Source organism: Limosilactobacillus secundus, assembly GCF_020784695.1.
GTDB lineage: Bacteria > Bacillota > Bacilli > Lactobacillales > Lactobacillaceae > Limosilactobacillus > Limosilactobacillus reuteri_F.
Map to the genome: position 1 here is coordinate 25,872 of NZ_JAJGUA010000046.1, position 14,876 is coordinate 40,747.

11 protein-coding genes are annotated in these 14,876 nt (G+C 38.8%); 4 read left to right on the forward strand and 7 right to left on the reverse strand.

Annotation, left to right across the window (positions count from 1 at the left end):
* Positions 1-79 precede the first annotated feature (79 nt).
* Positions 80-1,453: an SLC45 family MFS transporter gene (locus tag LMB57_RS09365; protein ID WP_229272562.1), complete on the forward strand. Its 1,374-nt coding sequence runs from the start codon at positions 80-82 to the stop codon at positions 1,451-1,453.
* Positions 1,454-1,993: 540 nt separating this feature from the next.
* On the opposite strand, the gene LMB57_RS09370 is transcribed toward LMB57_RS09365, so the two are convergent.
* The 5 genes from LMB57_RS09370 to LMB57_RS09390 form a co-directional block, all read right to left on the reverse strand.
* The gene (locus LMB57_RS09370) at positions 1,994-3,379 is read right to left on the reverse strand and encodes an SLC45 family MFS transporter (RefSeq protein ID WP_229272561.1); all 1,386 of its coding nucleotides are present in this window, start codon (positions 3,377-3,379) and stop codon (positions 1,994-1,996) included.
* Positions 3,380-3,396: 17 nt separating this feature from the next.
* Positions 3,397-5,079, reverse strand: coding sequence for a glycoside hydrolase family 13 protein (locus tag LMB57_RS09375; RefSeq protein WP_229272560.1), 1,683 nt, complete (start codon positions 5,077-5,079; stop codon positions 3,397-3,399).
* 183 nt (positions 5,080-5,262) lie between these two features.
* Positions 5,263-7,110 (reverse strand): fibrinogen-binding adhesin SdrG C-terminal domain-containing protein, encoded by a 1,848-nt coding sequence (locus LMB57_RS09380; RefSeq protein WP_229272559.1) that lies wholly within the window; start codon positions 7,108-7,110, stop codon positions 5,263-5,265.
* Between the two features lie 111 nt (positions 7,111-7,221).
* Positions 7,222-8,724, reverse strand: a complete 1,503-nt coding sequence (asp1, locus tag LMB57_RS09385) for an accessory Sec system glycosyltransferase Asp1 (RefSeq protein WP_229272558.1) — start codon at positions 8,722-8,724, stop codon at positions 7,222-7,224.
* A gap of 1 nt (position 8,725) precedes the next feature.
* Positions 8,726-10,267, reverse strand: coding sequence for a glycosyltransferase (locus tag LMB57_RS09390; RefSeq protein WP_229272557.1), 1,542 nt, complete (start codon positions 10,265-10,267; stop codon positions 8,726-8,728).
* A gap of 138 nt (positions 10,268-10,405) precedes the next feature.
* Here LMB57_RS09390 and LMB57_RS09395 point away from each other — a divergent pair, with 138 nt between their 5' ends.
* Both LMB57_RS09395 and LMB57_RS09400 read left to right on the forward strand, forming a co-directional pair.
* Complete coding sequence (locus tag LMB57_RS09395) at positions 10,406-10,810, forward strand: hypothetical protein (protein ID WP_003665350.1); 405 nt, start codon at positions 10,406-10,408, stop codon at positions 10,808-10,810.
* A gap of 186 nt (positions 10,811-10,996) precedes the next feature.
* Complete coding sequence (locus LMB57_RS09400; RefSeq protein ID WP_113897315.1) at positions 10,997-12,283, forward strand: ISL3 family transposase; 1,287 nt, start codon at positions 10,997-10,999, stop codon at positions 12,281-12,283.
* Between the two features lie 112 nt (positions 12,284-12,395).
* Here LMB57_RS09400 and LMB57_RS09405 read toward each other — a convergent pair whose 3' ends face one another.
* Entirely contained in the window at positions 12,396-13,037 is a 642-nt protein-coding gene (locus LMB57_RS09405; protein ID WP_229272467.1) for a TetR/AcrR family transcriptional regulator, read from the reverse strand.
* Positions 13,038-13,787: 750 nt separating this feature from the next.
* Between LMB57_RS09405 and LMB57_RS09410 the strand changes: the two genes are divergently transcribed.
* Positions 13,788-14,174, forward strand: a complete 387-nt coding sequence (locus LMB57_RS09410) for a hypothetical protein (RefSeq protein WP_229272466.1) — start codon at positions 13,788-13,790, stop codon at positions 14,172-14,174.
* Positions 14,175-14,318: 144 nt separating this feature from the next.
* Here the strand turns inward: LMB57_RS09410 and pyrR are convergent, their stop codons facing one another.
* The gene (pyrR, locus tag LMB57_RS09415; RefSeq protein ID WP_229272465.1) at positions 14,319-14,855 is read right to left on the reverse strand and encodes a bifunctional pyr operon transcriptional regulator/uracil phosphoribosyltransferase PyrR; all 537 of its coding nucleotides are present in this window, start codon (positions 14,853-14,855) and stop codon (positions 14,319-14,321) included.
* Positions 14,856-14,876 lie beyond the last annotated feature (21 nt).

Consider the following 14,876-nt stretch of genomic DNA (forward strand, 5'->3'; position numbering starts at 1 on the left):
TGTTATATTAATCATGTAAGAGCTTACATCAGCTCGAACTGCAATTATTTTATATATTTTTCGTTAGGAGTTGTTTTTCATGAGTCAAGATGAGTCTGTGGTACTTAACCAAGACCAAGAAACTTCGACGAGTGGATTACCAATCTTACCAAAGAGTACTATCTGGATGATTAACTTTGGTTTCCTTGGTGTTCAAATCGCCTTTACGTTACAAGGTTCGCAAATGAGCCGGATTTTCCAAACAATTGGTGCGAATCCTAATAATTTAGGATGGTTCTTCTTACTACCACCCCTTGCAGGATTGATCGTGCAACCAATCATTGGTTATTACTCTGACCGGACATGGGCGCCAAAACTTGGTGGCCGGCGTCTTCCCTACCTGTTAATCGGGATGGTCATTGCCGTTATCGTTATGATTTTACTACCTAATTCAGGAAGTTTTGGATTTGGATACGGTTCATTAGCAGCCCTCTGGTTTGGGGCTATTACCGTTGCCTTCCTTGATCTTTCATCAAATATGGCAATGCAGCCATTTAAGATGATGGTTGGTGACATGGTTAATGATGACCAAAAGAGTTATGCATACGGGATTCAAAGTTTAATTTGTAATACCGGTGCCGTTTTAGCAGCCATTTTCCCATTTCTTTTAACGTGGTGGGGTGTATCAAATACTGCTAAAAAGGGTGTCGTTCCCCAATCAGTTGTAATTTCGTTCTACGTTGGAGCTGTTATTTTAGTCATCACCTGTCTCTTTACTATCTTCCGGGTTCACGAATATGATCCCGCAACTTATGCTCGTTACCATGGCATTTCAGAAGAAGATAATAAAAAAGGTGGAAACTGGTTCACTCTCTTAAAGCACGCTCCACGGGTATTTTGGAATGTCGCATTAGTCCAATTCTTCTGCTGGTTCTCTTTCCAATACCTTTCAACTTATGCTGTTGGAGCCATCGCTAAGAATGTTTGGTTAACAACTGATGCTTCTTCAGCTGCCTACCAAGCTGCTGGTAACTGGTACGGTGTTATGACCGCTGTTCAATCAATTGCGGCAGTTGTATGGTCATATGTTCTGGCCAAAGTTCCTAATAACCGTCATAAAGCCGGCTATGCCTTCAGTCTTTTACTCGGAGCTATTGGATACACATCGATCTTCTTTATCCATTCACAAAACGCCCTTATCTTCTCCTTCGTTTTGATCGGAATTGCTTGGGCTTCAATGAACACCTACCCATTAACAATGGTTACAAATGCCTTGTCTGGTAAACACATGGGGACCTACCTTGGCCTATTCAACGGTTCAATCTGTGTACCCCAAATGGTTGCCTCCCTACTTAGTTTTGGTCTCTTCCCATTACTTGGTAGTTCCCAAGTCAACATGATGCTTGTTACTGGTATTTCTGCCCTCTTAGGTGCAATTTCAGTTCTCTTTATCAAGGAAACTTACCAAGCTTAATTATCAACCGCTCACTCCACCGGACTCATAGTTCTGTATACAGCGGTTCAACAATTTAATCACTTTTAAATTGACTAGAGCAACTTGGACTTACGAATATGTCCAAGTTGCTCTAGTTTTCCATTTTTAAGTGAGTAAGTTAGTAGCTTACTATATATCCTGCTAATATTCTTTTCAAGTACTAGCAAATTTATACGCGTCATGATATAATATCTAACTTTTCAAGTTAGTAACTTTGACTTTCTTCCACTGTTTCTAGGTACCCTATTTTCTCTTATTCATCAATACAATACTTTGCCTTAGATCACCCTTACAGCGGCTCCTCTTACTACTACTTTCACATTCTAACTAATATCCATGCCAAGCGCAGTACAACAATAGGCCTCTAACGCTCGACAAAACCCGAACATTTGAGGCCTATTATTGTTTAAGGGGGGCTCCTAGAGGCAAGCTTCGCGTCGAAAAACGAAGTCACAAGTAACTTCTATCTCGCTCCCTTTTATTTTAACTATTTTAGATTAAGGAGAGATTTAATTAGTGTTATGCTTCTTTAACAGTTACCCCTTCATGGATTGCTTGCACTGCAAACGCCCCGATAAGAAGGGAGATTCCACCAAGCAAAAGCATCATTGGTTGATTGTGACCAACAAGCGGAAAGAGGAAGAAGCTGCATAATGAAGCGATAATTTGTGGTACACAGATACCAACATTGAAGAGGCCAAGATAGGCCCCTTCATTTTTACCATTCAAAGATGAGGTAAGGAGGGTAAATGGAATTGTGTTGATACTAAAGTTACCAATTCCAAACATGATCATTGCAATAATCGAAGTAGTCTTAGTTGTTACAAAGGTCATCCAGATTAATCCTAAACCACCAACGATCATTCCAAATGTGTACCACTTCTTCCGTGAACCGGCCTTGGCATGGGCATAAATCAATCCCCAAACAATACCAGCAATACTATAAACAGCAGTTAAAATCCCGTACCAGTTACCAGCAGCTTGATAGCCAGCAGAAGTTACATCAGAAGTATGCCAAATATTACGAGCACAAGTCCCAGTAGTATAAGTCCAAACATACATGATCGCAAACCAGCTAAATAATTGAACTAGGTTAATTTCCCAGAAAGCGCGAGGTGCAGTTTTGATCAATTTCCAAAGGCTGACTGACTTATTTTGCTCTTCTGGATCAATGTGGTGGTATTTTGCATATGTTTCTGGATCATATTCCTTAACATTGAAGACTGTCCATAATCCAGTGAACAGGAGAACCGCAGCAGCACAAAGGTATGACCAAATAACTGTATTTGGCACTACTCCTCGTTTAGCAGTATTAGACATCCCAAACATCGTAAAGATAAATGGTAAGATCGTTGCTAAAATCCCCCCACCATTGGAAAAGACTTGTTGCCATGACCAAGCAAAATTCTTCTGCTTGTTATTAACCATGTCACCAACAATCATCCGTGATGGCTGCATACAAATATTACTAAATAAGTCCATCAAACATACCGCCGTCGCAGCATAAATCATCGCAGCCATTGAACCATAGCCGAAACCAAGGGAACCGGAGAATGGTAACATGATCAAAACTAATGCCGCAATCGGTGTCCCAAATAATAGGTAGGGCAACCGGCGACCAAAGCGATTCCAGGTTCGATCTGACATCTTCCCCATAATCGGTTGTACAATCATCCCCATTAATGGTGGAAAAATGAAGAAGAAACCTAGGTTGTTAGGATTTGCCCCAATCGTTTGACAAATCCGACTCATCTGAGAACTCTGCAGTGAGAAAGCCATGTTTATTCCCAGAAAAGCAAATGTAATCGCAAATAGCTCTTTTTTGGGCAAGTCTGGCATCCCTGTATCCAGATCAACCTGCTTCGTTTCAACTTTTTGTTTCGAATTCGAAAGTGATTTATCCATGATTATTCATCCCCACTCTAGTATTGATAAACCTTAGCTTCGTATGGCCGGATAGTATCATTTTGATCATCCTCATAATTACTAATTAGTAACTTCGCATCAGCTGGCACATTATAATGGCGGTTAACAGTCTCATCAGTATAGTTCAAGATTATCAACAAAGTAGTGTCATCATCTTGGCGTGTATATGCAAAGACCTGTTCATCATCTTCATTACCAGGAACTAACGCATACTTTCCATTAGTAATTACCGGCATTGTGTGTCGTAGTTCAATCAATTTTTGATAGTAATAGAAAATTGAATTTTTATCAGCTAATGTGTTTTTGACATTAATCTGCTTGTAATTTGGATTAACTTTTTCCCATGGGGTATGGTCGGAAAAGCCTGCATACTCGCTGTCATCCCATTGCATTGGTGTCCGCGCATTATCACGTGAATGAATCGCAATATACTTCATCATCGTCTCGCCATCAAGCAAATGTTGGTCATCAACAAGTTGGTGGTAGGCATTAATCGATTCAAGGTCGACGTAATCTTCAAGCTTTGGGAAATAGGCATTAGTCATGCCAATTTCTTCCCCTTCATAAATGTATGGCGTTCCTTGCATCATATGGGTCATGGTTGCTAACATCTTGGCAGATTTAACTCGATAATCTTCGGCCTGGTCATTACCAAACCGTGATACAACCCGTGGCTGGTCATGGTTGTTCCAATAAAGGGAGTTCCAAGCCTTGCCATACAATTTTTCTTGCCACTTCGTTAAGTTTGCCCGCAAATCTTTAAGGCTTGTCTTGCGATCATCCCACTTACCAAGAACTGGATTAGGGTTACTATCAAGGCCCATGTGTTCAAATTGGAAAATCATATTTAATTCTTTATTATCAAGGCTGGCATACTTCTCGGCATCTTCCGGTGTAGCGCCCGGTGTTTCACCAACTGTCACCATCTTATGCTTACTCATAACATTCTTATTCATTTCTTGTAAGAATTCATGAATACGGTGACCATTTGATACTAATGGTTCAACATTGGCGTATTTCTCATCTTCGTTCTTATTAGCATCTGGCAATCCATCCGGCTTAGAAATTAGGTTAATAACGTCCATCCGAAAACCATCGACACCCTTGGCAGCCCACCAGTTCATCATGTCATAAACAGAGTGCCGAACTTTCGGATTTTCCCAATTTAAATCTGGTTGCTCTGGAGCAAAAAGATGGAGGTAATATTGGCCGGATTCATCATCATATTTCCAAGCAGCTCCAGAGAAATACGATCCCCAATTATTTGGCTCTTCACCATCCTTACCGTCACGCCAAATATAATAATCACGGTATAGATTGTCTTTGCCCTTACGTGATTCTTTAAACCAGTCATGTTGATCAGAAGTATGGTTAACAACTAAGTCCATGACCAATTTCATTCCACGTTCATGAACGCCATCAATCAATTCTTGAAAATCATCCATGTTGCCAAGAGTTGGGTTAATTGCTTCATAGTTACTAATATCATAACCATTATCAACTTGCGGAGATTCATAAATGGGGTTTAGCCAAATGACATCAACACCTAATTTTTTAATGTAATCAAGGCGCTCAATTATTCCACGAAGGTCACCGACACCATCATGATTGGTATCTTGAAAACTTTTTGGATAAATTTGATAAACAACCGATTTATTCCACCAATGATTGTTTTCCATAAAATAAAACCTCTCTCCATAAAACTACTATAATTCTCATTTAAATCATCAATGTAAACGTTTACTTCGCTTCAATTAAATATTAACACCTACATTTTTAATTGCAAGCACTTTATGGAAACGATTACATTTTAGTAAAAAATAAAGCGCCAGGACAATCTCTCCTGACGCTTTATTTTTTTATTAACGTCTCCGCAAATGACGCAATGAATGACTCGACCGTGTTGGCTTTTGAAAACGACTATGTCGACGTGGTGGCCGTCGTCCCAGCATTGGTAATGATGCTGGACTTGTCTCCTCTTCACTAACTTTAATTTCAACAGCAGGCTCAGGTGCGGCGGATTCTTCAGATAATGCCTGAGTCGATTCTGCTGGTGTTGCTTGCGGAGTGATGTCAAAGGAGATTGATAATTCATCCCCACCAACTGCTGCACTGACCGCAGAAGCTTCCGCCTGATTTTCTTCTTGTTCAGCAGCAACAGTCGACTCTTCTTCATCATCTGAATCAAATGAGATTATATAAGCTGATGAGTCAGATTCTTCTTCAACGGCTGTTTCATCGCCTGAAACTGCACTTTGCGCGAAATCTTCTTGGGGTTCAACTTGCTTTTCCTCATCAACATCATTAATCGGGATATCCTCCAACTTTTCTTTGATCGGTGTTTCCTCTTCTTCCCCTTGAGAACCAGAAAACTGTTCCTGACTATCAGAAGCAATTGGAATATCCATTTCTTCGATGACCGATGATTCAAGAGGCTCTTCCACGTCGCCAAAATGGTCTTCTTGTTTCACGTCTTCTGTTGTATTTACTACCTTCTCCCCTAACTTCTCTTTAGAAATGGCATGACCACTTGCGACCATCGAAGTTCCAGTGGCTGTTGCAGCCGTAGAATTACTCATATAAACATTTTGCTGATCCATTCCAAACAAGCGAGCTCGCAAGCGTACCGTTCCATCAAGTTCAGCATTATATTGACCAATTACCCTAATAATATAGGAATCATTAGTGTGATCGGCGCCAAAATTCAAACGCATCTTGTTATCAGCAAAGGACATTGTATAAGGTGTCTCGACAAGGTGATCGCCTTCCACTACCGGGAATCGATTAGTAATATCCCGTAGTCGCTGAAGGTTTACCCCATATGATTGAGGTAATTTTAATCCCCGTGAATTACGATAAATCTCAATCCGCATTGTCGACGGTTTGACGATGGCATTAGATAATTCTTCCACTAGATCACTCGTATTAAAAACAATATAGGCATGATTAAGGTCTTTTTGTGGTGGATTAACATAGATAATGTCCTCAAAAAGCTGCTGATCCTTATCAAAATGCATCATCCGGCTAGAAATCCCGAGAAACATGTCGTTAGCAAGATCTGGATAGTCGATATCAATAGTAAAGTCTTTTCGATAATCATCAACACTTATAAAACATTTCAAGCCAAATTTGTTCTCTGGAGTTGTGAGGGGATCAATTGCCAGCTCTCCCTTTAATTCACCAATTATTTGTCGATGCTCGGTTACATAATTCGTAAAAGTATAGACAAGTTCGTGCTTATCACGGTCATAAGCCCCCATCGCAATAACAGTCCCATTTTGATCACTAAAATCAGGAATTGGCTTTTCAGGATGACCATTAGGCGTAACCATCAAATTTGGTGACAGCTGAACTGTAAATTGATCAGCTGGCCGGACATCTTTAGCAACTGTAAAACTAACATGCCACTTGACAGTATCTTCCCGGGTCGGATCGAGGAAAAAGTCTGATTGGGTATTAATTTTGACATTATGTAAAATATGACCATCTTCATAAAATGACCCAAATGCAATTTGATCACGACTCAATTGCTTGTGGTCTTGGCTTAAAGTCTCTTCTACAGTATGGTATGCCGTTGCTGATTGTTGATTTTTATCAGGGATACTTTGTGCGATCGTCATTAGTATTTCGCATAAGTCAGCCTTAAAGAAACCAGCATGCAAATTAAGAAGTCCATAGTAAAAATTCATTGCTTGATAATTATCCATCATTCCGCCCTCATTTTCCGTCTTTAAATTATCAATAGATAACGACCAAAGGCTTCAAAAAAATTTGATTATTTTCTGCTTTTCGTCTTCTGAATATATTATAACCAATTTTAACTAAATAGCTGATAGTTGTTGCCATTGCTTCCAAATTTTTTCTTCTGCCAATTCATCTAGATTGTCATAGGCACCAGTACTCAAGCTTTGCAGTTTATCTTGGTCTTGTAATAATTTGACGACGGTTTGAATGAACTGTCCCTGGTTATTTAAAGGAACGATCTCGCCATTTTGACCTGAAATTACCATTTCACGTGGTCCATAAAGGTAATCATAAGAAACAACTGGTACCCCATGGTTTAAGGCCTCGCCCATCGCTAAGGGTTGTGCATCGATTCGACTTGCATCGACAAACATTTGAGCTTGATCATACGCTTCATCTAACGATACCTGATAACCGGCAAACTCAATTGCCCCATCTAATTCAAGGCTTTTAACCTGCTTTTTATAGTTATCCATATCTTTCCCAGTGCCATACCCATAGAAAACCAGCTTACTTTCAGGCACTTGATGATGAATCTGCGCAAACATATTGATTAGTTGACTAGTTTGCTTATCTTCTGCTAATCTTCCAACGTAAATCAACTGTCCTGGTGTCCGATCAGCTTCATAAATTCGCGCATAATTAGTAAGAACGGGAGTCCCATTAATTACATAGATTGGTACAGCATTGTGAATTTGTTGCTGGAGAATCTCTGCTTGTTTAGCAGTCATGACGATTACGCCATCCCACTTGTTTGCATCCGTAGTAACAGGGTCTTGCAACATAGAATTTAAAGGACCATTTATTAAGTCCTGGCCATCGTTAACCTGGTTCATCGGAAGCCATAAGAATTTCTTTGCTTTTGTCATCATTGATTGAACCGGTTTGATCGCAACAGCTGGGCGGTCAGCAATAAACACGTTGTCCTCACCATTTGCCTTATTCAATTCATCCAAAAAGAAGATAAAGAGGTCTTCTAAAGAATCAAAGAAGCGATCCTGCCCCTGATAATTGCGTAAGACATTCAGCGAATTAATCGGAGTATTTTCAACTGATTTTACAAAATATCGTTCAAGATACGTTTCTCCATCTGGGCGATAATAACGCGCATAATATTCCTGTCCATCCTCACCAAAGAATTCGTCAGCTGCTTTAAATCCACGAATATCATATTGTTGGCGAAGAGTCATATTACCAGCAATATCAAAATAATCAACATGGCTAACTTGCCCAATGGTTCCAGCCGCAAAGTGGACCTCGCAAACGAGTCGGTCACCGCTTTTTACTTCGCGATAGTTATTTCCAGTTCCTACTTGATATTCAATTGGTAAAGGTAAATCCTCAGTATGGAGCTTTTTACCTTGATAATCAGTCGTGTTTGCAAAAAAATCATACATATTAACAATCTGGTCGTTAGTTAAGCCAAATTTTTTGATTGTATCATGGAGAACGAGGTCAAAGTCACGGGTTACCAATTTAGCTTTTCCACCATGCTTTTTAAATAGGGCTAGTCGTTTTAATTCGGCGTGTTCAACACTAGAATTACTACCTAATAAGTATTGATTTACAAAAAAATACATTTTACTCTTCCCCCTTTTCCTTCATATCATCAACCAACTCATTCCATAACTTCATCACGTTTGGTTCAGAATAACGTTCACTATCAGCATAAGCATTTTCACTCATCTTTGCTAATCGCTCTTGATCTTGCAATAAGCGAATGATCGCTTGAGCTAATCCATCAATATCACCGTTCTTGGTCAGTATGCCATCCTGTTGGTCAATAACGACATCTGAAGGACCATATTTTATGTCATTAGCAATAATCGGCAACCCATGGGACTGGGCCTCCACTAAAGATAGTGGCAAGCCTTCAGCCCGACTTGGCAAAATAAGCAATTGCGCATCTTCGTAAACCGAATTGACGTCATCCGTATACCCATGGAAAGTCACAGAGCTATTAATCGCTTCCTCTTTTACAATTTCATTGAGCGTCTTATCAAAATCATCATTAGCATAACCCCAAAAATCGAGTTTGGCATCTGGAACCGCCGCTAGTACTTGTGGCCATGCTTTCAATAAATGATCTTGCTGTTTTTCCGGAGACAAGCGAGCGACCATGACAACTTGTTTCTTCGTTCGTTTTTTAAATGGAACGTGACGCTTATCAATAACTGCTGCAGGAACAATCGGACCGGGAATTCGGTATATCTTCACGCCAAGCTTGCCGAACCGGTCTTGAAGGTCTTTTTGTTGTTGCGGAGTTAAGGCAATAACCCCATCCCAATCTTGGAGGTGCTTAAGCCCCCAATCATAGTTATAATTAAGGGGAGAATGGAGCATATCGTCAGGATTATTGACATGGTCATTATGCAATTGAAGAATCCGAAAGACACGGTGCTTCATGTGCAGGACCGCCCAGCCTAATTCATAAACCCGGTCAACGATAAAGCCAACCGGACCCTTACCACAGATTTGTTTATCAGCAACCAGTTCATCGAGGAAGAACCTGGTCAACTGGTCAAATCCACTAAATTGGTAGTCATGACCATGGTAATTAAAGAGATGATAAGTTTTAATTTCCTTTCCCCGCTTATCCTGCTGGTGGGCTAACTGGATTGCTAAGGTTCCATCTGGACGGTAATAATTTTCCGTTGCCATTTTTCCATCCCAGTCATAAAGTTGTTCAACCGAGATAAAACCGCGGCTATCATACCAACTAACCTTAAGTAGTTTTCCATAATGGTCAAAATATTGAATATTAATTACTCGCCGATCAGTATCACTGCGCCGGCGAATATAGAGTACACGTTTGCCATTTTGATAATAATTATAATTAATTCCGTCAGCCTTGCGTTCCCAGTGGGGATTAACTGGAATATCTTTAATCCGAATATTCTTTTGAGGAACCTCACAAGCCTCTTGAAAATAATCAAACAAGTTAATAAAGTTACGATCATCAATCCCTGCTTCTGATGTTACCAAGTGTAATTCATTTGAATATTGCCGAGTAACAATCTTAGCTGGTTGATGATATTTTTCAAACAGATGCAGACGCTTAATTTGCGCATGCTCAATTCCTGATTTGTTTCGTTGAATATTATCGTTTAGGAAAAAAAACATCCTTGATTTCCCCTTTCATGGTTATCACTTTGAGTTTACCATATAATTGTTAACATTCCTTGAAAGCCTGATAGAGACGTTTCCTATCCCTCACTCAATGTGTTAATATTATTACTTATAGAAAGAAGTGGACGAGATATGCAAAACCCATTTGGTAATAACAATAATGATAACCAAAATCCGTTTAACTTAAACAATCTCCCCCTCCCACCAAATTACGCTAAAATCGTTAATGACCAGGGGGATATCCGAATCGCCAAAGTCGGCTTTTCTTGGACAACTCTTTGGTTCGGGCCACTGCCAGCACTTTTTCGCGCGGATTACTATAATTTCATTTTAATGATTGTATTAACCCTCGATTATGCTTTGGTAGCCCTTTTCTTTGGACTTAATGCCTTGCTCCAATTCCCATGGCCTTCTGTTTTCTTTGGCTTTTTCTATAATATGATGTACTTCCGACACCTATTTACTAAGGGTTATCGACCAGCTGACCAACGTTCACGGGAATTGCTTACCCGAGCACGTTATTGGAAGGGCAATTAATTTAAAAAGAATTTTTGTTAATAAAAAATGAGGAGACCGAGAAAATTTGGCTCTACAATATCTGGTGTTGATATAGAAATATCACTTTCTATACCAATACCAGATTTTTTGTTTTTAAACTAAAAAAGAGGCATGCCCTCTGATACAATGAAATCGCCAAATCACATAGTAAAGAAGGTAACCTCCATGGATAATGATACAAGAACTCTTCTCAATTTAACAGACCCTCATTTAAATTTTCCTCATCATTGGCTTAAATATAAATCAATTAAAAACGTTCGGGTGGCACAAATATCCTGTACCCTTTCTTATATCCCGCGTGCTTGTCCAAATTGTGGCGTTATTAATCGTGGACAAATCTTAAAATATGGTTTTTATCAAGCTAAACACAAATATGGACAATTTAGGGCTCAACCATTAATGTTGCTTGTTAATACCCAACGTTTTCAATGTCCTGACTGCCATACAACATTTAATGCGACTAGTTATCTTTTTGAAAAGCAACGAACAATTAGTCGTGATTTAAGGCGTGAAATTATTCTTCGGTTAACGCGAATTCAAACAATTAAAGATATTGCCCATGATTTGTTTATCAGTGAAGCTTCGGTCCAGCGGGTCCTTTTGGACCTCGCTGATCAATACAAGCCGAATTTAAACTATCTACCGGAAACACTATGTATTGATGAATTTAAATCAATGCGGAGCGCTAAAGGTAAGATGAGTTTCATCGCCGTTGATGGTGATCGGAGTTGCTTATTTGAGCTCCTTGAAGATCGGCGATTACGTAGTTTATTTAAGCATTATCAACAGTTTACACGTGCTGCCCGTTGCCGGGTAAAATATCTGGTAATGGATATGAACGCTGCTTATGATCAACTAGTTAAAACCGTTTTTCCTTGTGCTCAAATCATCTATGATCGCTTTCATATTGCCAAACACCTTAATGATACGATGAATCATGTGCGAATTCATGTCTTCAATCGTTTGCGAAAAGGTGATTCTGCGGAGCAGAAACAAGCTCGGCGCCTTAAACGTTATTGGCGGCTATTTCTTCAAGATCGGGAAAATTTAAGTACAAAAGTTTATTACGAAGGACGGTATTTTAATCGCGTTGTTAATTCCATTATGATCTTAGACTTAATGTTAGCGTATGACCAAGAGTTAAGAGCCACCTATAATTTTATTCAATCCTTGAAGCGTGCTTACAATCAACGTGATTTTACAACTTTCTTTCAATTACTTAAACTCCGGCCAGACAGTGTCAGCCATTATACAATCCACCGTTGTCAAGTTTTAGCGCGCTATAAAGAGGGAATTAAGCGTGGCTTTGAGACGAAGTTCTCAAATGGTCGAACCGAAGGGATTAATAATCGAATTAAAACTATTAAACGAGTTGCCTGTGGTTATCGTTACTTTACGGCATTTAAAACGCGGATTTATTTAATTATTGGCCACCAAATTCAAACTAACTAAAAAGAACCGCCACGAATGACGATTCTAACTAGACCAATTTAATTGGCGAAAATTCATATTTGCGTATCAACACTACTTGACGTAGAGCCGAAAATTTTGGGCTCCTCATTTTCTAGTTTAAATATAATTTATAAATTCGAATCAATTCAACTGGTGATTTTGTTTGAATCAAGCCTGCAATTGACTTAATTTCGTTAATACTCAAAGCATCTGGTGCGGCACCCCAAAGCATTAACAAATTAACAATTGTATTGATATAGAGGGTTTTAATAAATGAAAACGGCAATGGCGATTTCACATTAGTTTCTTTAATGTCTATATCACCAAATAAATATGGAACTCGCGCATCAAATTCTGCATTTGCTACTTCAACAATCATTTGATAAAACTGCATGTCCCCATTTGAGGAAAGTAAATTTGACAATGCATGCTTGTTCTCATTACAAAAAGCTAAAGTCTGATTAAAAGCAACTTCTGCTAATTCCTTAATTTCGTCTGCACCTGGTAAATGCTTAACATCTTTTAGCTCTTCCCGATCAATTACGAGAGCTTCTTTCAGTCCTTCCAATAGATCATTTTCAATTTCATGAAGAAGGTCCTGTTTATTTTGGTAATAATTGTAGAAAGTTTTCTTACTAATTTCAGCGCTATTTACAATATCATTAGTAGTACATTCTGATAACTTTTTAGTATCTAAAACAGTAATAAATCCTTCCTTAATTCTATTTAACGTATTAATTTTACGAATATCCATCTTTTTTCTCCTATATAAACTCCAAACTATATTATCTTAATATAAACGATTAGTAAAAATATAGCAAAATAACACCCTTGTTAGAACAAAGTATATTCTTGGTATCACTTGTACACAGTGAGTGCATAATCTCGTAAAACTATTAACTATTGATAAATTACTTGGTAAAATATCAACGAATTGAAGCTTTAACATCAAAAGCAATTTGTGAAGAGATCAATTTTATTACTTAATGACTTCTAGAATGTCCTTAACTTTTTCTCATTTTAATAAGGACAAAAATCCTAATAAACTCCCAAAGTTAAATTGTTCTTTCTTCTAGGGTGGTGCCAATAGTTGTTTTTAGTTATTCGCCTCAATCAGACTTAACATTTTACTAGTAGCAGATAATGTGCGATATCAGCTACTACTATTCCCTAAAATAATCGCTCAATGACTTGTGCAATCATTGAGCGTTTTTCTATTCCTCTAGTTTTTTGGCTCGCTCATGCCACGTTAACCAGAATAAAATTAACAGTAAAATCACAAAACCAAAGACCATTCTAAAAATTGCAAACCATTTTGGCATCAGATGGCCTGCACGATTAATGCTAAACTCACTAATCCAATCATACCGCATTAATAAGAATAGTGTAATTCCAACGAAAAGAATTGGCAAAATTACATCAATAAAGAAATTTTACATGATTTATTCTGTTCCTAAGTATGATATACTATCTCCTAAACAGACGTTCGATTAGAGGCTTTTATATGCGAAATATAATTCTTAACCCAACTAAACGCCAAGTTCACAAGATCAATAAGCGGATCGAAAAAGTTTATCATCCGCGACAAAAACAAGCATTAATCGTATTTACCACCAACATCAGTAACAACCCAATCTACAAAATTAGTCTTGATACATTTCCTGCACTGGGGACAGGGATTTCGATGACCATGGTTAGTGAGATTCCAGTAGATGATATTAGCAAGGAACAATACATCCTCCTTCTCTATGCTCTCTATTCTCATTGGAAAAACTTACCATTAGTCTTCCGAGGATTTACCCCCAAACAGGTCCGGTGGTTTCAAAAAAAGTTTGGTACCCGAGTATTTAATGAGCATTCAACAGTGGATTGGTGGCGGAAGATAAGATAAAAGGCTGTGGAGCATGAGTCAAGCTGTATCCATTAAAATAAACAGCGCAAGACGCCAATAGGCCTCCAACGTCCAGTAAAGGATGAACGTTGGAGGCCTATTGTTACTTGTGGGAAGCTCACAGGCATTTCTGTCTTGAGCTTTTTAATTATGTTCAATTGTTACATCTTCATGGCCATCATATTCTTCAACTGCTACATGAACGGTTTCATTCATTGCTGTTGGGATATTCTTTCCAACAAAATCTGGCCGAATTGGTAATTCACGGTGTCCCCGATCGACAAGGACCGCTAATGAAATTCGGTTTGGCCGTCCCGTATCCATTAAGGCATCTAAAGCCGCCCGAACTGTCCGTCCAGTGAAGAGCACATCATCAACCAAAATAACGTGTTTATTAGTAATATCAATATCTAATTGATCAGTTTTTACGGTTGGTTCTTGAGTATAGTCTGGTACATGACGGTCATCGCGATAAAGAGAGACGTCAAGTGCTGCCACAGGCATTTCTACATTTTCCAACTGATTTAGTCGCTTGGCGAGGCGCTTTGCTAAATATACCCCTCGCGTCTTAATTCCAACAAATACTAAGTTATCGACACCCTTATTTTGTTCGATAATCTCATAAGTAATCCGGGTCAATGCACGTTGCATACTTGAGCCGTCTAAGATCTCATGAGCCATCATGTCACTTCCTTAATTAAT